Here is a 20872-nt window from a genome sequence, read left to right as displayed (position 1 = left end):
AGGCACTAATTCTTAATGATGGTGGTGGCCGTGGCCGGCGTCCGCGGCGGGCTGCTTTTGCTGGCACTGGGGACACAGCGCGCGGATTTCGGTTTCATGCGTCGCCAGGACGTAACCGGTCTGGGCCACGCGTTCGGCCAATTGGCGGCTCATGGCGGGGTCGGACACTTCCGCGACTGCACCGCAGCCCGTACAGACCACCAGCAGGTCATGGGGGGCGCCGCCGGCATCGTGGCAGGCGCTCCAGGCGTTGACCGCATCCAGGCGGTGGATCAGGCCCTCATCCATCAGGAAGTCCAGGGCGCGGTACACGGTCGGGGGCGCGGCGCCTGGATGCACCGCGCGCATCGCGTCCAGCAATTCATAGGCCTTCAGGCTGCGGCCATGCCGCAGCAGCAGTTCCAGCACCTTGCGGCGTATGGGGGTGAGGCGGCGTCCGCGCTGCTCGCATAGCGCTTCGGCGACGCTGAGCTGGGCGCCGACTGTATCGCTGCGAGGGGGGCGGGGCGGTGCGGACATGGCTGGCTTTATCTCTATGGGAAACGCGCGCAATGCGCGCGAGATGCCTGGAAGGTAGCAGAAAACATCCAGCTGCGGGCGAACGCCGAGGAATCAAGCCTTTTAGTTATGATATAACATAATAAAAACGGGCTGCAGCCGAAATTCTCCTCCGCATTCCTTCCATGTCCCATTTCACGCTTTTGCCCCGGCGGCCCGACGCCCCGCTCCGGCAAACCCTTCCACCGCGTTCCGCCTTCCTGGTCTCGGCCTGGCGCCGCATGGGTATCGCCCTGGCCGCCGTGGCCTTGCTTTGGACCTTGACCGGCTGGGCACTGGACTGGTGGCCGCGATGAACGCGCCGGTCACGATCGAGCTGGCAGATGCTTCTTTCGGCTGGCATGGGCACGCGGCGCTCAAGTCCGTGTCGGGACGTTTCGCCGCGGGCGCCATGACCGCCGTGGTGGGGCCCAACGGCGCCGGCAAGTCCACCCTGATCAAGGGCATCATGGGCGTGCTGCGTCCCATGGCCGGCAGTGTGCGCATCAGCGGCGGGGGGCGATCGGAGCTGGCCTGGCTGCCCCAGGCCGCCGAGCTGGACCGTTCATTTCCGGTGTCGGTGCTTGACCTGGTGGCCATGGGCGCGTGGCGTCGCGTGGGGGGATGGCGCCGCTATGCCAATGAAGAGCTGGACCGTTGCATGGACGCGCTGGAAACCGTGGGCATGGCGGACGCGGCAGGACGCGGCGTGGACGCACTGTCGGGTGGACAGATGCAGCGCGCGCTGTTTGCGCGGATGTTGATGCAGGATGCGCCCGTGCTGCTGCTGGACGAGCCCTTCGCCGCGGTGGACAGCCATACGGCAGATGACCTGATGGCTTTGCTCTGCGGGCTGCATGGACAGGGCCGTACCGTGATCGCGGTGCTGCATGACCTGGACCTCGTGCGCGACCATTTCCCCGAATGCCTGCTGTTGTCCGGTTCGGTGGTGGCCTGGGGCAATACCGATGACACCCTGAATGACGCGCATTTGAAGCGGGCGCGGCAATGGTCGGCGGAGAGCCGCGCATGAGCCTGGCGCAATGGGTGCTTTCGCCCTTCCTCGACTACGGATTCATGCGGCGCGCGCTGGCGGGCGCCTGCGCCCTGTCGCTGGGCGCTGCCCCCCTGGGCGTGTTCCTGGTGCTGCGGCGCATGAGCCTGATGGGCGATGCCATGTCGCACGCCATCCTGCCGGGGGTGGCGGCGGGCTTCTTGCTGGCCGGCCTGTCGCTGGGCGCGATGATGCTGGGCGGCATCGTCACGGGACTGGCCGTGGCCCTGCTGGCGGGGCTCGTGGCGCGCCTGACTCCGTTGCGCGAAGACGCCAGCTTCGCGGCCTTCTACCTGATATCCCTGGGGCTGGGCGTGCTGCTGGTGTCGCTGCGCGGCTCGAACATGGATCTGTTGCATGTGTTGTTCGGCACCGTGCTGGGGCTGGATGACGCGGCGCTGCTGCTGGTCACCGCCACGGCCAGCGTGACGCTGCTGGTGTTGGCCGCGATCTACCGGCTGCTGGTCGCCGAATGCCTGGACCCGGGCTTCCTGCGCGCCAGCGGCGGCGGCGGAGGCTGGGTTCACATGGGGTTCCTGGTGCTGGTGGTGGTGAACCTGGTGGCGGGATTCCAGGTGCTGGGCACGCTCATGGTGGTCGGCATGATGATGCTGCCCGCCGCCGCCGCGCGCTTCTGGGTCCGCTCGGCTGCCCGCCAGATTCCGCTGGCCGCGGGATTGGGTGTGGCGGCCTCGGTGGCGGGCCTGCTTATTTCGTACCACTACAACGTGCCCGCCTCGCCCGCCATCATTCTGGCGGCCGGCGCCTGTTATCTGTTTTCCATCGTGGGCGGCCCGCAAGGCGGACTGCTGCCGGCGCGGCGCCGCATGCGCCGGGCCTGACTTACCAATAGGAGATACGCCATGCGTTTCCAACCCCCGGCACGCCGCCGCGCGCTGCTTGCCATGGCAGGCTTGTGCCTGTCCACGCTGTTCGGCGTCGCGCATGCCGCCGAGCCGCTGAAAGCCGTGGCCAGTTTTTCCATCCTGGGCGACATCGTGCGCGAAGTGGGTGGAAAGGATGTCGACGTGGCTACGCTGGTGGGCCCCGACGGCGACGCGCACGAATACGAGCCCACGCCCGGCGATGCCAAGAAACTGGCCGCCGCGCGCGTGCTGTTCGTCAACGGCCTGGATTTCGAGACCTGGATGCCGCGCCTGGCGAAGGCATCCGGCTTTGGCGGCGCCACCGTGGTCGCTTCCCAGGGGGTGAAGGCGCGTAAGTTCGCGGGCGACGGGCATGATGATGACCACGACCACGACCACGACCACGATCAAGAACACCAACATGGTCACGGTCACCATCATGGCGGCGCCGATCCGCACGCATGGCAGGACCTGGCCAATGGCGTGATGTACGCGCGCAATGTGGCGGAGGGTCTCGCCGCCGCCGACCCGGCGCACGCGCAAGCGTACCGCCAGCGCGCCGAGGCCTATGTCGCGCGCCTGCAAGCGCTGGACGCCCAGGTCCGCAAGACCTTTGCCGCAATTCCGGCCGAGCGCCGCAAGATCGTGACTTCGCACGATGCCTTCGGCTACTTTGGCGATGCCTACGGCGTAGCCTTTATCCCCGCGATGGGGGTGTCGACCGATGCGGAGCCCGCCGCAGGCGAGGTGGCCCGCATCATCGAGCAGGTCAAGCGCGAACGCGTGCCGGCGGTCTTCGTGGAAAACATCAGCAGCCCCAGACTGGTGCAGCAGATTTCCCGCGAAACCGGCGCCAAGGTGGGTGGTACGCTTTATTCCGATGCCTTGTCCAAACCTGGACAGCCCGGCGCTACCTATCTGGAAATGTTTGAATGGAACGCAAGTCAGCTCGCCGCGGCCATGCAGCCTTGACCGCGGCGGGGATGCTGCTGGCGGCAGGCGCCGCCAGCGCGCACCCCCATATGTGGATCGATGCCCGCGCGGCCATCGATATCGATGAACAGCAGCGCATCACTGCGGTGCGGCAGGTCTGGCGATTCGATGACATGTTCGGCGCCTACGCCACGCAGGGTTTGAAGAAGGGCAAGGACGGCTCGTTGTCGCCCGAGATCCTGCAGGGCATGGCGCGGGACTGGATGCAGGCGCTGGGCGAGCCGATCTCGCACTACTTCACCCGCGTTACGGTGGACGGCAAGACGGCCGTGTTTGCGGCCCCGCGCGATGCGCGCGTCGACTGGGATCCGAAGACGACGCGGCTGACGCTGTCCTTCACCCTGCCTCTGGCCACACCCGTGGCGCCAGGCGCCCGCGGCGCGCAGGTGGATATTTACGATCCCACCTATTTCGTCGCCTACGCTTTTGAGGAGAACGGCGCAGTCTCGCTGGGCGGCCAGGACGCCCGTGCCTGTACATCCGCCTACCGCAAGCCCAAGGAACTGGATTGGAAAACCATGCAGCAACTGGCCGCGATCCCGGCCGACCCGGACGCCTTGCCGGACGAGCTTTTCGCCATCACCAAAGGACTCACGCATCGCATCGAGGTACGTTGCCCCTAGCGCCGGCCTTGCTGCTATTGACGGTTTTGCTGCTGGGCGGGCCGGGCGCCGCCATGGCCCAGGGCGCGCATCCCTTTGGCGTGCCGGAAAGCGGCGCGGGCATGGGCGGCCCAGGTTGGCTGGCTGGCTTTTTCGGCCAGGTGTCCGTTTGGCAGAGCCATTTTTACCGGCAGTTGACGGGGGCGGTGCGCGTCTGGCAGGCGGACGGTGGCGCAGCCTGGACCTTGATCGGTCTGTCGTTCGCATACGGTGTGTTCCACGCCCTGGGGCCCGGGCATGGCAAGGCGGTGATCTCTTCCTATGTGCTCGCCAACCGCCAGACCGCGCGCAATGGCGCGCTGCTGGCGTTGGTGTCCGCGTTGATCCAGGCCTTGGTGGCGATCGCGCTGGTGGCGGCGTTGGCGCTGGTCTTCAATGCCACGGCTGCAACGATGAACAACGCGACACGCTGGCTTGAGCTGATTTCCTACGCCTTGGTGACGTTGCTTGGGACGTGGCTGGTGTGGGTCAAGGCAATCCGTCCGTTACTGCGGGGGCGGGCCAGGCGCGTGTCCGTTGCTGCCGCCCATGACAGCCATGGCCATTTCCACGGCAGCGGGGATGCGCACGCTCATGGGCACGCCCACGTGGATGCCCACCCGCACCACAATCTTCACGATCACGGGGCAGATTGCGCCTGCGGCCATGCGCATGCGCCGGCGCCGGAGCAAGTCGCGGGCCCGCTCAACTGGCGCCGCGCATGGGCAGCGGTACTGGCCGTGGGGCTACGTCCATGTAGCGGCGCGCTGATCGTGCTGGTGTTCGCCCTGGCGCAAGGCTTCTTTCTGGCTGGCGTGGCCTCGGCCCTGGCGATGGGACTGGGTACCGGACTGACCGTGGCGGTGCTCGCCTGCCTGGCCGTTGCAGCGGGCGGCGCGGCCGAGCGCATCGGCCACCGCCTGTCCAGCAAAGGCGCGGCGCGTTTGCGCTACGGCGTGGAAGCGCTGGCGGCATTGGCGGTGTTGTTGCTGGGCGTGATGCTGCTGGGCGGCGTGATAGCGGGAGGCGGGTAGTCGCCGCGCCCGCGGGCTTTCTCTACGCGGGCGACATTCAGGGCGTATGCAAGCGGCCTCGGCCGTTCAGGATTTGCGTCCGGCCCGAGGATGCGCCTGGTCGTAGGCGCGGGCCAGATGCTGGAAGTCCAGCCGCGTGTAGATCTGGGTGGTGGAGATGTTGGCGTGGCCCAGCATTTCCTGCACCGCGCGCAAATCCTGCGCGGATTGCAGCACATGGCTGGCGAAGCTGTGGCGCAGCACGTGCGGGTGCACATGCGTGGGCACGCCGGCTTGTTGCGCGATGCGGGCCAGCTGCAACTGCACCACGCGTGGCGAGATGCGGCGTCCGCGCGCGCCGAGGAACAACGCGGCCGCGTCCTCGGGCTGTGCCGTGAAGGGGGCCAGTTGCGGGCGAACCGCAATCCATTTGCGCAGGGCCGCCAGGGCGGCTTGGCCCACCGGTACTGAACGGCGCTTGCCGCCCTTGCCCAGCACGACGACCTCGGCCTCTTCGAGGTTCAGCCAGCCGCGCGATTCGTAATCGCCGGAACGCTGGTAGCGCAGGTCCAGCCCGACGAGTTCCGACAGCCGCAGGCCGCTGGAATAAAGCAGTTCGAGCATGGCCTGGTCGCGCAGCGCTGCGGGCTCGGTGGCCACTTGTGCGGGCGGGCGGTCCAGCAGGGCCTGGGTCTGTTCCACGGACAAGGCCTTGGGCAGGCCGCGCGGCGCCTTGGGCGCGCGCACGCCGGCCACGGGATTGCCGGCCAGCTCGATTGCCGGGGCCCACCATTGATAGAAGCCGCGCCATGCCGCCAAGGTGCGCGCCAGGCTGCGCGGCCCGCGGCCCTGGGCATGCAGGCGCGCCACGAACTGACGGATATGGCCGTTGCCGATCTTGTCCAGCGGAAGCTTGGCGTGGTCGGCCAGGTCGCGCAGGAAATGCAGCTCGCGGCGGTAGCCGTCCAGCGTATGAGGGGAATAGCGCCGATTCGTTTCCAGATGGCGCAGCCAGGCGCTCATGGCGTCCGGCAGGGGAGTTTCGGGCGGGGCCGTATCTGGTGTTTTCGACATGGCGTCCGCCCGCGTCCGCTAGGCCTTGGGCGAGGCTGGATTCAGGCGATGCAGTGCTGCCGAAGCCAGCTGGCCGATGGATTCCAGGAACGTGGTGCCCATTTCGGGGTTGAAGCGCTCGGGGTCGTCCGAGCCCAGCACCAGCAGGCCGACGGCGGGGCCGTCCGCTTCCAGGCGTAGCGGCACCAGCGCCAGCGATTTGGGCTTGGCGTCCAGCCAGCCGGCCGCTTCGAATTCGGTATCGGTGCCGCAGTAAGGCGTCTTCAGGCTATCGGTGAAGGTGCGCACATCCTGCGTGACGGGTTCGCCGTAGCCGGTCGCCGGCAGTTCTGACAGGTCCCAAAGGCGCAGCGCCACGTGGTTCAGCTCGAACTGTTCGGCCAGCCCCAGGGCGATTTCGCCGGGCACGTGTTGCGGATCGCATTCGGACAGCAGGCGGCAGCACCATTTGGCCACATGCGTGCCGATGCTTTCATTGGCAGTGGCGTTGCGTACGAGTTCGTTTAGGCGCCATTCCAGTTCGCGGTTGCGCTCGCGCAGCGTGAGGATCTGGCGCTCGCCCAGAGAAATGGCGCGCGAGCCATGCGGATGGGGCACTTGAAGCGTGGCGAAGACATCCGCGTGGTCGTCGAAGAAGCCAGGGTTCTCTTGCAGGAAACCAGCGATATCCTGGGCGGTAAAAGCAGTATCAGTCATGGCTTATCGGTTCAGCCCCATGGAGAAGACGAGCTTGTCGATGTCGACCTGCCCCGTGAAAACGGACTCGGCGGGGCCGGTCATGCGCAGTTGCTCGCCATTCCAGGCGACGGTGAGCATGCCGCCGCGAGTTTGCACGCGTACTGGCGAGTCCAGCAGGCCGCGGCGGATGCCGGCAGCGACCGCGGCGCAGGCGCCGGTGCCGCAGGCCAGGGTCTCGCCCGCGCCGCGTTCGAACACGCGCAGGCGGATGTTGTTGCGGTCCACCACCTGCATGAAACCGGCGTTGACGCGGCGCGGGAAGCGAGGATGGGTTTCGATCAGCGGACCGAGGACGGACACGGGCGCGGTGTCGACGTTGTCCACCACCTGCACCGCGTGCGGATTGGAAATGGCCACGGCCGAAACCGCGACCGTGCGCGGCAGGCCCGCAGGGGCGTCCAGTTCCAGTTCCCACAGCGTGTCCTGGCCTTGGGTGCGCGAGGCCAGGCCGGCGGTGTCGAAGGGGAGCGCGGCAGGCTCGAAGCGCGTGCTGCCCATGTCGACGGTGACCTGTTCGTCGTCGCCTTCATCCAGGACCAGGATGCCGGTCGCGATCTCGGCGCGCAGCGGGTTGCGGTCGGACAGGCCTTGCTCGTGCACGAAGCGCACGAAGCAGCGCGCGCCGTTGCCGCAATGTTCGACCTCGCTGCCATCGGAATTGAAAATGCGATAGCGGAAGTCCGCGTCCGGGCGGGTCGCGCGTTCGACCAGCAGGATCTGGTCGGCGCCGATGCCGAAATGCCGGTCGCCCAGGGCGCGGGCGCGCTCGGGCGTCATTTCGATGGTCTGGCGGACCCCGTCGAGTACGACGAAATCGTTGCCCGCGCCATGCATTTTGGTGAAGTTCCAGTTCATTACCGGATTATCGCCCATATTGGGGAACGGGCGGCGCGAGCCCGAAATTCAATAGAGCTTGGGTTCGCCGGGCGGACGGGTCTTGAAGCGGCGATGGACCCAGTAGTACTGGCTGGGGCAGCGGCGCACCCAGGATTCGAGCTCGAGGTTCAGGCGGGCCGTGGCGTCTTCCAGCGAGTCCTCCCCCGGGAAGTCGGCCAGCGGCGGCAGAACTTCGACATGATAGCGGCCGGTATCCGGGTTCCAGAAGTCCAGGATCGGCAGCACGGCGGCATCCCATTTCTTGGCCAGTTGGGCGGTGGCCAGCAAGGTGGCCGCCGGCACGCCGAAGAAGGGCGCGAAGGTGGCGCCCTGGCGCCCGAAGTCCATGTCCGGCAGGTAATAGACGGGGCGACGCTCGCGCAGATGCCGGATCAGGTCGCGCACGCCGTCCTTGCGGCTGACCAGGAACACTTCGTTAAAGCGCTTGCGGCCCGCCGCCACGATGGCGTCGACCTGGGGGTCGCTTTGCGGCGTGTACATGGTGGCGCCGCTGGGCACCTCCATGGTGAGCCGCGTGGCGGCGGCGTCCAGTCCGATGAAATGCGGCGCCAGCAGGATGACCGGGCGGCCTTGCGCGACCAGTTCGTTGATCCGTTCCGCGCCGCTTTGCGTCACCATCTCTTTAATGGCCTCGGGCGTGCCGTACCAGAGCACGCCGCGGTCGACGATGGATTGCGCCAGCGCGCGGAAGTGGTCCGCGACCCATTGTTCGCGGACATGTTCGGGCTGGTCGGGAAAGCACAGTTCGAGATTGCGGCGCACGATGCGCGTGCGCGACTTGGCCAGCCGCGGCGCCAGCCAGCCCAGGCCTGCGCCGATGCGCAATCGCGTCGACGGCTTGATGCGGCCGAACCATTTCAACAGGGATACCAGCGCGCGCGTTTTGAAATCAGTCATGGTGAGCAATATGGAGCGGACGGGGCGCAGCGGTTCAATTCGCCGGGGACGCGGGGTCGACGGCAGGCGCCGCGGGCGCGCCGCGCGGCGTCTTGTAGCGGTTGTAGCTCCAGAGGTATTGCTCCGGGCACCGGCGGATCAGCGTTTCCATGGCTGCGTTGAGCAGCGCTGCCTGCGCTTCGGCGTCCGCAGGCAGAGGCTCGGGCACGCGCACATAGTGGATCCGCCAGCCCCGGCCTCCGGGCAGCCGTTCGCCCGCGGTCAGGATGATGGGTACGCCCGTCTGCGTGGCCAGCTTGCCGGGCAGCGTCATGGTGTAGGCCATGCGCCCGAAGAACGGCGCCCAGACGCCGTCGCCCACGCTGGGCGCCTGGTCGGGCAGCATGCCGACGGATTCGCCGCGGCGCAGGGCGCGGACGAATTCGCGCACGCCTTGCATCGTGGCTGGCACGGCGTTGACGGCCGAGGTGTTGCGCGCGGTTTCCAGCAGCGGGGCCAGGATGTCCTTGCGCGGGGGCCGGAACATGACCGTCATGGGCATCTGGCGGGCCAGGTAGCGGGCCGTGATCTCGAAGCAGCCCAGATGCGGTGTCAGGAACAGGATGCCCCGGTTCTCGGCGCGGGCCGCGCTGACGATGTCGTTGTCGTCCGATACGACCTGGGCCAGGCTTTGCTCGTTGCGGAACCAGACGCGCGGGCTCTCCAGGATCATGGCGCCGATTTCGCCCGCTGCGCGCCGCGCGAAAGCAGGATCGGCGTAGCCGGCCTGGATCGCATTGGCCTGCAGCCGCTGGCGGTACTTGCCCGGCCAGGCGTAGATCGCGCGCCCGGCGAGACGCCCCACGGCGTGCGCGACGGAGAGGGGCAGGGCGGCGAATAGTCTGAACAGGAAGAGCAGCATGCGGCAGGAAAGTGGGACGGGCGGAAAGTGCGCCGGGCCAGGGGAGAATATGCATACGCCCCTGGCTTTTGGCGGCAGAACCGCATTTTCGCTTAAAATAGGTCAGTCGCCGAGTTAACCGACAACTTGCGGGGCGACGGCAAGGGTGTAGCGCTTTGCGCGCCTTTTGCCAAATCCGCTAAAGCGTCGCGCCCAGATTAGCGTGTGTCATGCGTCGGGGGTGCAACGCGCCTCGTGAACCTATGCGCCGGCAATGCCGGCCACCAAGGACGCATCTGTGGCCAACAACGACTTTCTCTTTACTTCCGAATCCGTCTCTGAAGGGCATCCTGACAAGGTTGCCGACCAGATCTCCGACTCGATCCTGGACGCCATTTTCACGCAGGACCCGAATGCGCGCGTCGCAGCCGAGACGCTGTGCAACACCGGCCTGGTAGTGCTGGCTGGCGAGATCACCACCACCGCCAACGTCGACTACATCCAGGTCGCGCGCGACACGATCCGCCGCATCGGCTACGACAACACCGAATACGGCATCGACTACAAGGGCTGCGCGGTGCTGGTCGCCTACGACAAGCAGTCGCCGGACATCGCCCAGGGCGTGGACCGCAGCTCCGAAGACTACCTGAACCAGGGCGCGGGCGACCAAGGCCTGATGTTCGGCTATGCCTGCGACGAAACCCCTGACCTGATGCCTGCCCCGATCTGGTACGCGCACCGCCTGGTGCAGCGCCAGAGCGAATTGCGCAAGGATGGCCGCCTGCCGTGGCTGCGTCCCGACGCCAAGTCCCAAGTGACCTTCCGCTACATCGACGGCCGCCCGGCTGAAGTCGACACGGTGGTGCTGTCGACCCAGCACGCGCCCGAGGTTTCGCAAGAGACCATCCGCGAAGCGGTGATCGAAGACATCATCAAGCCCAGCTTCCCGGAAGGCCTGATCACGCCGAAAACGAAGTTCCTGGTCAACCCGACTGGCCGCTTCGTCATTGGCGGCCCGCAAGGCGATTGCGGCCTGACCGGCCGCAAGATCATCGTCGACACGTACGGTGGCGCATGCCCGCACGGCGGTGGCGCGTTCTCGGGCAAGGATCCGTCCAAGGTCGACCGTTCGGCCGCCTACGCCGCCCGCTACGTGGCCAAGAACATCGTGGCCGCAGGCCTGGCGCGCCAGTGCCAGGTGCAGGTCAGCTACGCCATCGGCGTGGCCGAGCCCATCAACATCACGGTCTACACGGAAGGCACCGGCGTCATCCCCGACGACCAGATCGCCAAGCTGGTGCGCGAGCACTTCGACCTGCGCCCGAAGGGCATCGTCAACATGCTGGATCTGCTGCGCCCGATCTACGCCAAGACTGCCGCCTATGGCCACTTCGGCCGTTCCGAGCCGGAATTCTCGTGGGAAGCCACGGACAAGGTTCAGGCGCTGAAAAAGGGTCTGTAAGCCGTTCAGGTGCATGAAGGCCCCCGCAATGCGGGGGTTTTTTTTTGTCGGTGCGGACCTTACAGTCCCCACTCCGACAAATCCGGCCGGCGCGTAGCGGGCGCCAGCACCGGTTCCAGCGCCGCCGCACAGTCCAGCAGGGCGGCGTCGGCGCCAGCGGGCGCCAGCAGTTGCACCGCCATGGGCATGCCTTCCGCGTCAAAACCCGCCGGCAGCGAGATAGCGGCTGCGCCGAGGAAGTTGGCGGGACGCAGCAACTTGCCCAGGCCGGCGTGGCGCGTATCGTCGGCATCCAGCGCTTGCGCGGCCTGGTCGCAGGCGGGCATCAGCAAGGCGTCGTGGCCCTGCATGGCTTGGGCGAAGGTGGCCATATCGGCGGCGCGGCGTTGCAGCGCGGCTTCATAGTCGGCCTGCGCGATGCTGCCGCCGGCCGCGATGCGTTTGCGGACCACTTCCCACAGCGGCTGGGCCGCGTCTTCCGCCAGCGTGCCGTAATAACGGTACGCCTCGTAGGCCAGCACCAGTGAGTTGTCGTCGGCCATGCGGGCGAACGAAAGCGTCGCGGGCGGATGCCAGGGCGTGGGCGTGTAGCCCGCCCGTGCCAGGGCTTCTTGGGCTTCGTGCCAGGCTCGCTGGCCGGCGTCCGCCAGGGATGCGGGCCACGCTTCGGGCGCCAGTACCGCGATCGGGCCCGGGGTGCGCACGGCCGGTCGGCGCAAGGCGGCGATGGCGCCTGCCGGCAGATCCAGCGTGGCGGTGTCGTCGATATCCGGTCCAGCCAGCAGTTGCGTCAGCAGGCGGGCGTCCGCCACGTTGCGCGTGATCGGGCCCAGCACGTCCAGCGTGTCCGACAGCGGCAGGCAGCCAGCGCGGCTGATGACGCCGCTGGATGGCTTGTAGCCGACCACGCCGTTCAGCGCGGCGGGCGCGCGCACCGAGCCGCCGGTGTCGCCGCCCAGCGCCAGTGGCGCCAAGCCCGCGGCCACGGCTACGCCCGCGCCGCTGGACGAGCCGCCCGGCGCGCGCGCGAGCCGGGCGTCCCAGGGGTTGCGCGCCGTGCCCTGCGTGGGGTTCTGGCCCGACAGGCCGAACGCGAACTCGGTCATGCGGGTCTTGCCCAGCACCACCATGCCCCGCGCGGCCAGCATGCGCAGCGGCGCCGCCGTCTCGCTGCTGATCCGTCCCTGCAGGGCGCGCGAGCCAAGGCTCGCACTGACGCCTTCCCATTGGACGCTGTCCTTCACCGCCACGGGCACGCCATGCAAGGGGCCCAGCAGAATGCCCGCGTCGCGCAGGCGGTCGGCGGCATCCGCCTGGGCCAGCGCGCGCTCGGCCGTGACTTCGCTGTAGGCGGCGAGCGCAGGCGCGCGTTCGATGCGGTCCAGGAAGTGCGTGGTGACCTGGCGCGAACTGAGTTCGCGCCGGCGGATGCCGCTGGCAAGGGCCAGGGCGTCTTGGAAATGCAGGGCGTTGTCTTGTGCTGGCATGGGTCTCATCGAAAAAGAAAAGGCTTTCCGGCCCTGGCGGGAACCGGAAAGCGCTAGTGCATGACGCTCGTTCTCTCTACTTATTTCAGGCTCTGGCCCTTGGTCTCAGGCATGCGGATGAAGGTGATCAGCGTGATCACGGCGCCCGCAAGCACGTAGTAGAAGAACCAGCGTTCCATGCCTTTGCTTTGCAGCCAGGTCAGCAGATAAGGCGTCGTGCCGCCCAGCAGCGCCACGACCAGGTTGTAAGGGGTACCGATGCCCACGGCGCGCACGCTGGTGGGAAACTGCTCGGACATGATGGCCGGCGCAATGGAGGTGTACATGGCGTACAGCACCAGGCCGAACAGCTCCACCGCCAGGATCGAACCGAACGAGGGGCCCAGCGTGGTCATCAGCGGGTAGAAGAAAATCAGGTAGCCCGCGGCGAAGAAGATCAGCTGCGGCTTGCGTCCGATGCGGTCGGACAGGATGCCGAACAGGGGCTGCACCAGCATGAACACGACCAGCGCAACGGTGTTGGCGGCGAATGCGGTCTTCGGATCCGCGTGCACCTGGCGGATGGCGTAGGTGGGCACATAAGCCACGAAGATGTAGAACGCGAAGGTGGTCAGGATGGAAAAGCCCACGATGCGCAGCACTTCGCGCGGGTGGTCGCGCAGCAGGGTGCGCAGCGGCTGCTTTTCCACGCCAGCCTTCTTGGCGTGTGAGAACGCCTCGGTTTCGGGGATCGAGCGGCGGATCCACATGCCCGCCAGGCCGCCCAGGGCGCCCAGCAGGAACGGAATGCGCCAGCCCCAGGCCGCCATGTCGGCCTTGGTCAGCGTCGACGTCAGCACCCAGCCGATGGCCGAGGCGGCCAGAATGCCCACGGCGGCGCTGAAGAACACGAAGCTGGAGTAGAAGCCGCGCTTGTTGGGCGGCGCCATTTCTGCCAGGAAGGTCGTGGCCGATGCATACTCTCCGCCCAGCGACAACCCTTGCAGAAGGCGCGCGGCGGTCAGCAGCAGCGGCGCGGCCAGGCCGATGGTGGCGTAGGTAGGGGTGATGGCAATGATCAGCGAGCCGCCGGCCATCATCAGGATCGTCAGGCCCAGCGCGGCCTTGCGGCCGTAGCGGTCCGAAAAGATGCCCAGCAGCCAGCCGCCCACCGGGCGCATGAAGAAGCCCACCGCGAAAATGCCGAACGTCGCCAGCAGGGCGGCGGTTTCGTTGCCTTCGGGGAAGAACTGGCTGGAAAAGAATATGGCGAAGGAAGCGTAGATGGTCCAATCGAACCATTCCACAGCATTGCCTACACTACCGGCCAGAATGGTGCGCGAGCGGGAAACGGGCGCGGTGCCGGCCGAGGCGGCTGCCCCCTGCTGCTTGCGCAGGGGCGCTGAAGTGCTGCTCATGAAAACCTCAAATAAGAATTTATTTTTGGTCAAAAAGACCGTTTAATTTTGTGTTTTTATCAATGCGCGAACGTTAATTTAATGAATATGGACACGTCAAGTAAGGGTAAGCCCCTAGCCCCAGGGCTGGACGACACCGATCTCGCCTGCCTGATCGCGCTGCAGGCGGACCCCCGCGCGTCCTGGCGCGAGTTGGGCGCCGCCACAGGCATTGCCGAGCGCACGGTCGCGCGCCGCATCAAGCGCCTGATGGATGCGGACGCCTTGCGTGTCATTGCCGAACCCGATCCGCTGGCCACTGGCCGGGGCGTGGTGCTGCATGCCTGGGTGCGCTGCCGCTCGGGCCGTGTGCCGGAGGTAGCGGACCAGCTCGCGCGCCTGGACATCAGTCAACTGGTGGTCACGCTTGCCGGCTCGGCCGACCTGATGGCCGAACTGACGTTGGCGGATGCCGCCGACATGCCGGACGTGGTAACGCGAGTGCTGCCATCCATCGACGGCGTGGAACACGTGGAGGCGCGGCTGGTGCTGCGGCCGTTCCGGCGCGCGGGGCAGTGGCGCATCCAGGCCCAGGCTGATGCCGCTGCCGAATCCGCCCTTGCGCAACCGCCCGCCGCCCTGACGGACTCCGAACAGCGCATGGTGGCCTATTTGATGCGCGACGGCCGCGCCAGCCTGGCCGAACTGGCCGAGCACGCCGGCGTCAGCGAACCCACCGCGCAGCGCCTGCTGCACAACATGGTGGAGCGCCGCGCGCTGAGCTTCCGCGTCGAGGTGGAGCCGGCGCTGGTGGGCTTCCCGGTAGAGGCGGTGATTTCCGTGCAGGTGCGCCCGCAAGCCGTGGACGCGCTGGCCGCCCATTTGGCGCTGGACCCCAATACGCGGTGCCTCTTCGGCACCAGCGGAGCATCCCAGCTGTTCTGGCACGTGCTGTGCCGTGACAGCCTGCACTTGTGGGACGTGGTGACGCGCCGCCTGGGCGAGCTGGACGGCGTGCTGAACAGCGAAGTCGGCGTGGTGATGCGGGCGCACAAGCGCTGCGGCATCGTACGAGCCGGCGCGCGGCTGGCGGCCGAGGCGGGGTAGCGTTGCCGGTTTCAAGGGCAATGCTCCCGCGCATGTCTGCGATTGCCTCGGCCGATCTAGCCGCCCAGGTACGCGCGGGCCAGGGTCCCGTCCCGCGCGATATCCTGGGCCGTGCCGTGCGCGGCCACCCGGCCTGAATCGAGCACGTAGGCGCGGTCAGCCAGGGCCAGCGCCAGCGGGGCCATCTGATCCACCAGCAGGATCGTCATGGATTCCGAACGCAGGCGGTCCAGGGAGTCGAACAGCTCATCGATGATTCGGGGAGCCAGACCCAGCGACGGCTCGTCCAGCAGCAGGATGACAGGCTTGGACATCAGTCCGCGCGCGATCGCCAGCATCTGTTGTTCGCCGCCGGACAACAGCCCGGCGCGTTGATGCAGGCGTTCGCGCAGCCGCGGAAAGCGCGTCAGCATTTCTTCCACGCGCGCCTCTCGGTCCTGCGGATGCAGGAACGCGCCGAGGCGGATATTGTCCAGCACGCTCAGGCCAGGAAAGACCTGGCGACCCTCGGGCACGAGCACCAGGCCGCGCGCCACGATGCGATCGGCGGAGAGTCCGTTCAGCTCCAGCCCCTGCAGATGCATGCCGCCTTGCACAGGCCGGTGCAGTCCGGCCAGTGTGCGCATCAACGTTGACTTGCCGGCGCCATTGGCGCCCAGCAGCGCAACCATTTCACCCTGACGCACTTGCAGATCGATGCCATGCAGCACCGGATTGGCGCCGTAGCCGGTGACCAGACTGCCCACGCCCAGCACTTCCGGAGCCATGGGAGCGCCTTCGGGCCTGTGGCGGGTCTCCCGTTCCTTGCGGGCGGCTTCATCGCCCAGATAGGCCTGGCGCACGGCGGGCGATTGCTGGATGTCGGTCGGGCAGCCCTGCGCCAGTTCCCGGCCCGCGTCTATGGCGACGATGTGATCCGACACCCCCATGACCAGCGCCATGTCATGCTCTACCAGCAGGACGCCGGTGCCGGCCTGGGCGATGCGGCGCAGCAGCGTGGCCAGGCGCGTCTTGTCCTCGCGTGACAGGCCCGCGGCGGGTTCGTCCATCAGCAGGATGTCGGCGTCCGTGGCCAGCGCCCGAGCGATTTCCACCAATCGCCGGTCCACGTGCGGCAGGTCGGCCGCAGGCGCGTCCAGCGCGCCTTCGTAGCCGCAGAATGCCAGCAGCGAGCGAGCTCGTTCGCGCACGTCCGGCGCCAGGTAGCGGCGCGATGCCAGCAGGCCGCCCAGCCGGCCGCGCGCCATGCCTAGCGCTACGTTGTTTTCCACGGTCAGAGTGTCGAACAATTGCGACGTCTGGTAGGTGCGGCCTATGCCATGGCGCGCAACGCCGTACGCGGGCAAACCGGCCAATGGCGCGTCTCCCAGCGCGACTGCGCCGCTGGTTGGCTGGTAGTAGCCGCTGAGCATGTTGATGACGGTGGACTTGCCCGCGCCATTCGGTCCGATCAGCGCGGTCACCGCGCTCGGTTGCACGACGAAGGAAACCGCCTGGACGGCGCGCACGCCGCCGAATGTCATGGTCAGCATCTCCGCGCGCAACGGGCGCCGCAGACGGTTCCCGCTGAAAATGACGCCGCCCGTGCGGGGCGTCAGCGCATGGGCCCGCGCATGGCGCCGCCAGCGCGACAGGAGTCCGACCATGCCTTCGGGCGCCGCCCACAGCACAACAAGCAGAAAGGCCCCAAAGAACAGCAGGCGGTATTCCTCCAGGCCGGATAGCAGTTCCGGCAGCAGTCCCACGACGACCGCGCCCAGCAAGGGTCCCGCCAGCGAGCCCGCGCCGCCCAGCGTCACCGCGAGCACGAACAGGATCGATTGCATGAAGTTGAAGTTGTGCGGCGTGATCATGCCGGCTTGGGGCGCGTAGAGTCCGCCCGCCAGGCCCACCAGCGCGGCGGAAACCATGAACGCAACGGTTTTGACCGCCAGAGGATTGATGCCGATGGATTCGCTGGCCGTTTCGCTGTCCTTGACCGCGCGCATCGCCGCGCCCCACGTGCCGCGCGACAGCAGCGCATAGGCAGCCAGCGCCGCGAACACCGTCACGATGGCCAGCATGGCGACGCCGCGATCTCCGCCGATGCCGCCCAGCGAGGGCTGCGCGATTCCCATCAGGCCGTTCTGGCCGCCGGTGACCTCTCCGCCTTCGATCAACGCGTGTTCCACGATGAATCCGAAGGCGATAGTGATCATTGCCAGGTAAGGGCCCTTCACGCGCAGCGCGGGTAGAGCCAGCAACAGCCCAAAGGCGCCGGCGACGAGCGCCGCCGCCGGCCAGGCCAGCCAGAAGCTCCAGCCCGCCTGGCCGGTCAGGATGGCGACGGTATACGCGCCAATGGCGTAAAAGCCAGCATGGCCGAACGACATTTGTCCGGTCAAACCCAGCAAAACGTTCAGTCCAATGCCGGCAAGCGCCAGCAGCGCCATGTTGCCCAGCACGAAAACGTAATAACCGTTGACCGTTGCCGCCATGGCCAGGGCTGCCGCGGCCAGGAGGGCGTAAAGCGCCAGCGCCGCATGGCGCGATGCGAGTTTGTTTTCCATCAGACCTTCCTGAGGTCGGCGCGTCCGAACAGTCCGTTGGGAAGCAGGGCCAGTATGACGATCACCAGGGTGAAGCTGATGATCTGGGTGTATCCGGAACCGAGAACCACGGTGATCAGCGCTTCGGCCACGCCGAACAGCAGCCCGGCGAGCATTACTCCCCAGGCGCTGGTGATGCCGCCCAGGATCGCGACCACATAGGCTTTCAGGCCGAAGAGGGTGCCCATATCCGCCTGTACGTTGAAAAGCGGCGCGACCAGTGCGCCGGCCACGCCGGCGAACAGCGTCGACGCCGCGAACGCGGCCATGATTGCGTGGCGCACTGGAATACCCATCAGCCGCGCCGCGCTGGGGTTTTGCACCACCGCCAGCAGCGCCACGCCCCAACGCGTGCGATGCGAAAAGGTGTGCAGCGCTGCGGCCAACGCCAGGCCGACCACCGGGATGAGCAATTGCAGCGGGTAGATGCCCAGGCTCAGTCCACTGATCTCCAGCGGCGCTTGCGCCAGCGGCGAGGGCAGGCTGCGCGGCTCTTTGCCGAAGGTGAACATCACGATATTGTCCAGGACGATGCCGAGCGCCACGGTGGACATCAGCCAGGCATTGGAGCCGCGGCTTGCGAACGGCCGCACGGCCAGGCGTTCGACCACCAGGCCGTACAGCGCGCAAAGCGCCAATGCGACCAGCAGGGCGGGTGTCAGAGGCCAACCCAGTGTCTGCGCGAACGTGTAGGTCAGCACGGCGCCCAGCATCATGGAACTGCCCTGGGCGAAGTTCACCGTGCCCGACACGGCGTAGGTCAGGTAAAAGCCCAGGGCCATGAGTCCATACATGCTACCCAGGCCCAGGCCGCTGACGATGGCGGACATCAACAACATGCGTGTCTCCCGCGAGGCCGCGCCGGTTTACTGCACGCCCTTGACGGGCAGGATGCGGTTGTCGATGAACTGCGTCCAGACGTAGTCGTCTTCGCGCAGGGCATCGTGCGACGCGGGCGTGAAAGGCTGTTCATACGTCTTGATCAAGCCCTCGTACTTGCCGATCTTGTAGAAGCCCTGGCGCACCGCGTCGCCATCGGTCGAGCCCGCCTGGGCGATGGCCAGCGCGGCCAGTTGCATGCCGTCATAGGCATTGGCCACGCCCACGGCGGGCGTAATGTCCTGGGGACCCTTGATGTCGGAGTACTTGGCCTTCAAGGCTTGCATCACCTTCTCGCCCACGGGCCCCTGCTTGCCGAAGAAGCTGTAGGTCTGCACGAAGTGCACGTTCTTGGCGTTGGGGCCGGCCAGCTCGGTGAATCGGCCACCCGCCGGGCCCCAATGCGACACGATGGGCACCTTCCAGCCCATGCGGTCCAGCGACTTCACGACTTGCGCCGACGGTCCCACGTTGCCCACAAGAAACAGCGTGTCCGCGCCTTCGGCCTTCAGGCGGCTCAGCTGCGGCACCACGTCCAGGTCATTGGGCTGGAACTTCTCGATGCCGGCGGGCGTGACCTTGGCCGTGGCCAGCGCGGCGTTCAGGCCTTTTTCATTGGATTCGCCCCAGGGGTTGTTCACCAGGATCATGCCCGGCTTGGCGCTCTTGAACGTCTTCTGCGCGTACTGGACCATGGCGCTGTCCACGATTTCATCCATGGCCGAGACGCGGAACACGAAATTCGGATTGCCCTTGTTCTGCGTGATGGCCGTTCCGGCGGCCCACGGCCCCATGAACGGCACTTTTTCCTGATTCACGATTGGCACGATCGCCATGGAAACTGGCGTGTCCAGGCCGCCGAACAGCACCGTGACCTTTTCCTTGAAGATCAGCTCGCGCGCCGCGGCCATGCCCTTGGCGGGATTGCCCTCGTCGTCGCGGCGCACCAGCACGATCTGACGGCCGCCCAGCAGGCCGCCCTTCGCGTTGATCTCGTCGATGGCGATCGCCATGCCGCGGGTCAGCGCTTCGCCAGCGCGCGCTGACTCCCCGGACAGCGCCGTGATCAGGCCGATCTTGATGGGATCGGCAGCCAACGCAGGTTGCAAGCCGAGGCCGGTCGCGAAGAGGGCTGCGGCGGTGGCGCAAAGCAGAAAGGAACGGCGGGTCTGGATCATCGGGCACTCCGGGAAAAGTGGAACGGATCTTGCATGGGGTTAAGTGCTGCTTCGCTTTCCCATGCAAGATCCATGCCATCTGATTCGGCCCGGTTCGCCGCGGCGCCGATGGCGCGGCCAGCAAGGGGATGCCCGCGGATGTGGCGCGGTCGCCAGCGCTTTTGTCCGCGCCAGCTGCCCATTTTGTTTTCAAAGAGCCAGAGGTTTTGTGAACAATCATGCATCAGGATTTGCACCAAAATGAATCCATCCTTGCTTTCAAGCACTAGTCCGGGGCGTGACCAATCGGCCGGGTGGGCGCCCGCGCCGCTCGCTTGCCATGGCCGGTTCGCTTACCAAGCGATAGCCGGGCGCAAGGACTACACCTGGCCCAATGGCGCGCGCCTAGCCGTGTATATCGGCTTCAATATCGAGCACTTCGCGTTTGGCGAAGGGCTGGGTGCGGAACTGGGCCCGGCATCGCCCCATCCCGACGTGTTGAACTACGCCTGGCGCGAATACGGCAACCGGGTGGGCGCGTGGCGCTGCCTGGAACTGTTCGACGATCTGAGGCTGCCGGCCGGCGCGCTGATCAATACCGCCCTGTATGAGCACTGCCCCGATTTGATGGATGCGCTTGTTGCGCGCGGAGACGAATTGATAGGGCATGGCTACAGCAATGCACATCGGCAGGGCGGCTTGACGGAAGCCGACGAAGGCGCCTTGCTGGGTCACTGCCGCGACCGCATCCGGCGCCACACGGGACACGCGCCCGCAGGCTGGCTATCCCCGTGGATCTCGGAAAGTCGGACCACTCCCGACCTGCTGGCGGAAGCGGGCTACCGCTATACGCTGAATTGGTGCCATGACGATCAGCCCATGCGCATGCGGACCCGAAGTGGAGAACTATGGGCGATCCCGTATCCGCAGGAACTCAACGACATCCCAATGATCATGGCGCGCAAGATGGACGCGCGCGATTTTGCGGACATGATTCTCGACCAGTTCGAGGAAATGCGCGCGCAGGCCAGCCGCCAGCCCCTGGTCATGGGTATTGCGCTGCATCCCTACATCGTGGGCCAGCCATACCGGCTGCGGCATCTTCGGCGCGCGCTGGCACCGCTCGCCGCCGCACGCGATCGAGGCGAAATCTGGTTCACCACGCCTGGCGAGATCTGCCGGCATGTGGACAGCCTGCCGCCCGGCGTGATTGCCGCGCCCTGATA

20 protein-coding genes are annotated in these 20872 nt (G+C 66.9%); 8 read left to right on the top strand and 12 right to left on the bottom strand.

Translation table 11 applies throughout. The features are described from left to right. Nucleotides 1-12 precede the first annotated feature (12 nt). The gene (locus CEY08_RS20975) at nucleotides 13-519 is read right to left on the bottom strand and encodes a Fur family transcriptional regulator (protein WP_042796020.1); all 507 of its coding nucleotides are present in this window, start codon (nucleotides 517-519) and stop codon (nucleotides 13-15) included. A 331-nt stretch (nucleotides 520-850) separates the two neighbouring features. Between CEY08_RS20975 and CEY08_RS20970 the strand changes: the two genes are divergently transcribed. From CEY08_RS20970 to CEY08_RS20950, 5 genes are read left to right on the top strand one after another with little or no spacing between them, the layout of a single operon-like run. Beyond that, nucleotides 851-1570, top strand: coding sequence for a metal ABC transporter ATP-binding protein (locus CEY08_RS20970; RefSeq protein ID WP_063961474.1), 720 nt, complete (start codon nucleotides 851-853; stop codon nucleotides 1568-1570). After that, on the top strand, nucleotides 1567-2433 hold the full coding sequence (locus CEY08_RS20965; protein ID WP_063641464.1) for a metal ABC transporter permease: 867 nt from the start codon (nucleotides 1567-1569) through the stop codon (nucleotides 2431-2433). Before CEY08_RS20970 ends, CEY08_RS20965 begins: the two co-directional genes overlap by 4 nt. Before the next feature lie 21 nt (nucleotides 2434-2454). Then, a complete protein-coding gene (locus CEY08_RS20960; protein ID WP_076816722.1) occupies nucleotides 2455-3429 on the top strand; it encodes a metal ABC transporter substrate-binding protein in 975 nt (324 codons plus the stop codon). Continuing rightward, on the top strand, nucleotides 3390-4073 hold the full coding sequence (locus tag CEY08_RS20955) for a DUF1007 family protein (protein ID WP_063961471.1): 684 nt from the start codon (nucleotides 3390-3392) through the stop codon (nucleotides 4071-4073). The genes CEY08_RS20960 and CEY08_RS20955 overlap by 40 nt, the downstream gene beginning before the upstream one ends. Before the next feature lie 53 nt (nucleotides 4074-4126). Continuing rightward, complete coding sequence (locus tag CEY08_RS20950) at nucleotides 4127-5125, top strand: nickel/cobalt transporter (RefSeq protein ID WP_084738687.1); 999 nt, start codon at nucleotides 4127-4129, stop codon at nucleotides 5123-5125. Nucleotides 5126-5191: 66 nt separating this feature from the next. On the opposite strand, the gene xerC is transcribed toward CEY08_RS20950, so the two are convergent. From xerC to CEY08_RS20925, 5 genes are read right to left on the bottom strand one after another with little or no spacing between them, the layout of a single operon-like run. After that, nucleotides 5192-6178: a tyrosine recombinase XerC gene (xerC, locus tag CEY08_RS20945; protein WP_076816718.1), complete on the bottom strand. Its 987-nt coding sequence runs from the start codon at nucleotides 6176-6178 to the stop codon at nucleotides 5192-5194. 18 nt (nucleotides 6179-6196) lie between these two features. Continuing rightward, nucleotides 6197-6874, bottom strand: coding sequence for a DUF484 family protein (locus tag CEY08_RS20940; protein ID WP_063641460.1), 678 nt, complete (start codon nucleotides 6872-6874; stop codon nucleotides 6197-6199). A 3-nt stretch (nucleotides 6875-6877) separates the two neighbouring features. Then, on the bottom strand, nucleotides 6878-7789 hold the full coding sequence (gene dapF, locus CEY08_RS20935) for a diaminopimelate epimerase (protein WP_042796024.1): 912 nt from the start codon (nucleotides 7787-7789) through the stop codon (nucleotides 6878-6880). A gap of 30 nt (nucleotides 7790-7819) precedes the next feature. Beyond that, nucleotides 7820-8710, bottom strand: a complete 891-nt coding sequence (locus CEY08_RS20930) for a lysophospholipid acyltransferase family protein (RefSeq protein ID WP_063641459.1) — start codon at nucleotides 8708-8710, stop codon at nucleotides 7820-7822. A 34-nt stretch (nucleotides 8711-8744) separates the two neighbouring features. Continuing rightward, nucleotides 8745-9611: a lysophospholipid acyltransferase family protein gene (locus CEY08_RS20925; RefSeq protein WP_063641458.1), complete on the bottom strand. Its 867-nt coding sequence runs from the start codon at nucleotides 9609-9611 to the stop codon at nucleotides 8745-8747. Nucleotides 9612-9888: 277 nt separating this feature from the next. Here CEY08_RS20925 and metK point away from each other — a divergent pair, with 277 nt between their 5' ends. After that, nucleotides 9889-11052 carry a methionine adenosyltransferase gene (metK, locus tag CEY08_RS20920; protein WP_042797501.1) on the top strand — a complete coding sequence of 388 codons (1164 nt, stop codon included), beginning with the start codon at nucleotides 9889-9891 and terminating at the stop codon, nucleotides 11050-11052. Nucleotides 11053-11111: 59 nt separating this feature from the next. On the opposite strand, the gene CEY08_RS20915 is transcribed toward metK, so the two are convergent. Then, the gene (locus CEY08_RS20915; RefSeq protein ID WP_076816715.1) at nucleotides 11112-12539 is read right to left on the bottom strand and encodes an amidase; all 1428 of its coding nucleotides are present in this window, start codon (nucleotides 12537-12539) and stop codon (nucleotides 11112-11114) included. Between the two features lie 80 nt (nucleotides 12540-12619). Next, the gene (locus tag CEY08_RS20910) at nucleotides 12620-13936 is read right to left on the bottom strand and encodes an MFS transporter (RefSeq protein WP_088607783.1); all 1317 of its coding nucleotides are present in this window, start codon (nucleotides 13934-13936) and stop codon (nucleotides 12620-12622) included. 81 nt (nucleotides 13937-14017) lie between these two features. Between CEY08_RS20910 and CEY08_RS20905 the strand changes: the two genes are divergently transcribed. Beyond that, nucleotides 14018-15022: an Lrp/AsnC family transcriptional regulator gene (locus tag CEY08_RS20905; protein ID WP_063641456.1), complete on the top strand. Its 1005-nt coding sequence runs from the start codon at nucleotides 14018-14020 to the stop codon at nucleotides 15020-15022. A gap of 56 nt (nucleotides 15023-15078) precedes the next feature. On the opposite strand, the gene CEY08_RS20900 is transcribed toward CEY08_RS20905, so the two are convergent. The 4 genes from CEY08_RS20900 to CEY08_RS29855 are packed head-to-tail and all read right to left on the bottom strand — an operon-like array spanning nucleotide 15079 to nucleotide 19903. Next, the gene (locus CEY08_RS20900) at nucleotides 15079-17571 is read right to left on the bottom strand and encodes a branched-chain amino acid ABC transporter ATP-binding protein/permease (RefSeq protein ID WP_076816713.1); all 2493 of its coding nucleotides are present in this window, start codon (nucleotides 17569-17571) and stop codon (nucleotides 15079-15081) included. Next, nucleotides 17571-18449 (bottom strand): branched-chain amino acid ABC transporter permease, encoded by an 879-nt coding sequence (locus CEY08_RS20895; RefSeq protein WP_042796028.1) that lies wholly within the window; start codon nucleotides 18447-18449, stop codon nucleotides 17571-17573. The genes CEY08_RS20900 and CEY08_RS20895 overlap by 1 nt, the downstream gene beginning before the upstream one ends. 27 nt (nucleotides 18450-18476) lie before the next feature. After that, nucleotides 18477-19667: an ABC transporter substrate-binding protein gene (locus CEY08_RS20890; RefSeq protein WP_063641454.1), complete on the bottom strand. Its 1191-nt coding sequence runs from the start codon at nucleotides 19665-19667 to the stop codon at nucleotides 18477-18479. After that, complete coding sequence (locus CEY08_RS29855) at nucleotides 19664-19903, bottom strand: hypothetical protein (RefSeq protein ID WP_126389676.1); 240 nt, start codon at nucleotides 19901-19903, stop codon at nucleotides 19664-19666. The genes CEY08_RS20890 and CEY08_RS29855 overlap by 4 nt, the downstream gene beginning before the upstream one ends. A gap of 4 nt (nucleotides 19904-19907) precedes the next feature. Between CEY08_RS29855 and CEY08_RS20885 the strand changes: the two genes are divergently transcribed. After that, complete coding sequence (locus CEY08_RS20885; protein ID WP_063961465.1) at nucleotides 19908-20870, top strand: polysaccharide deacetylase family protein; 963 nt, start codon at nucleotides 19908-19910, stop codon at nucleotides 20868-20870. Nucleotides 20871-20872: the final 2 nt, after the last annotated feature.

Origin of the sequence: Achromobacter insolitus (genome assembly GCF_002209555.1) — a bacterium.
In the GTDB taxonomy this organism is placed as follows: domain Bacteria; phylum Pseudomonadota; class Gammaproteobacteria; order Burkholderiales; family Burkholderiaceae_B; genus Achromobacter; species Achromobacter insolitus.
The sequence above is the reverse complement of the archived record's forward strand: the minus strand, read 5'-3'. Positions and strand labels throughout refer to the sequence as shown.

Bases quoted from the DNA above. Each gene is read 5' to 3' on its own strand.
- CEY08_RS20975 (WP_042796020.1), bottom strand. From the start codon at position 519: ATGTCCGCACCGCCCCGCCCCCCTCGCAGCGATACAGTCGGCGCCCAG.
- CEY08_RS20970 (WP_063961474.1), top strand. From the start codon at position 851: ATGAACGCGCCGGTCACGATCGAGCTGGCAGATGCTTCTTTCGGCTGG.
- CEY08_RS20965 (WP_063641464.1), top strand. From the start codon at position 1,567: ATGAGCCTGGCGCAATGGGTGCTTTCGCCCTTCCTCGACTACGGATTC.
- CEY08_RS20960 (WP_076816722.1), top strand. From the start codon at position 2,455: ATGCGTTTCCAACCCCCGGCACGCCGCCGCGCGCTGCTTGCCATGGCA.
- CEY08_RS20955 (WP_063961471.1), top strand. From the start codon at position 3,390: ATGGAACGCAAGTCAGCTCGCCGCGGCCATGCAGCCTTGACCGCGGCG.
- CEY08_RS20950 (WP_084738687.1), top strand. From the start codon at position 4,127: ATGGCCCAGGGCGCGCATCCCTTTGGCGTGCCGGAAAGCGGCGCGGGC.
- xerC (WP_076816718.1), bottom strand. From the start codon at position 6,178: ATGTCGAAAACACCAGATACGGCCCCGCCCGAAACTCCCCTGCCGGAC.
- CEY08_RS20940 (WP_063641460.1), bottom strand. From the start codon at position 6,874: ATGACTGATACTGCTTTTACCGCCCAGGATATCGCTGGTTTCCTGCAA.
- dapF (WP_042796024.1), bottom strand. From the start codon at position 7,789: ATGGGCGATAATCCGGTAATGAACTGGAACTTCACCAAAATGCATGGC.
- CEY08_RS20930 (WP_063641459.1), bottom strand. From the start codon at position 8,710: ATGACTGATTTCAAAACGCGCGCGCTGGTATCCCTGTTGAAATGGTTC.
- CEY08_RS20925 (WP_063641458.1), bottom strand. From the start codon at position 9,611: ATGCTGCTCTTCCTGTTCAGACTATTCGCCGCCCTGCCCCTCTCCGTC.
- CEY08_RS20915 (WP_076816715.1), bottom strand. From the start codon at position 12,539: ATGCCAGCACAAGACAACGCCCTGCATTTCCAAGACGCCCTGGCCCTT.
- CEY08_RS20910 (WP_088607783.1), bottom strand. From the start codon at position 13,936: ATGAGCAGCACTTCAGCGCCCCTGCGCAAGCAGCAGGGGGCAGCCGCC.
- CEY08_RS20905 (WP_063641456.1), top strand. From the start codon at position 14,018: ATGAATATGGACACGTCAAGTAAGGGTAAGCCCCTAGCCCCAGGGCTG.
- CEY08_RS20900 (WP_076816713.1), bottom strand. From the start codon at position 17,571: ATGGAAAACAAACTCGCATCGCGCCATGCGGCGCTGGCGCTTTACGCC.
- CEY08_RS20895 (WP_042796028.1), bottom strand. From the start codon at position 18,449: ATGTTGTTGATGTCCGCCATCGTCAGCGGCCTGGGCCTGGGTAGCATG.
- CEY08_RS20890 (WP_063641454.1), bottom strand. From the start codon at position 19,667: ATGATCCAGACCCGCCGTTCCTTTCTGCTTTGCGCCACCGCCGCAGCC.
- CEY08_RS20885 (WP_063961465.1), top strand. From the start codon at position 19,908: ATGAATCCATCCTTGCTTTCAAGCACTAGTCCGGGGCGTGACCAATCG.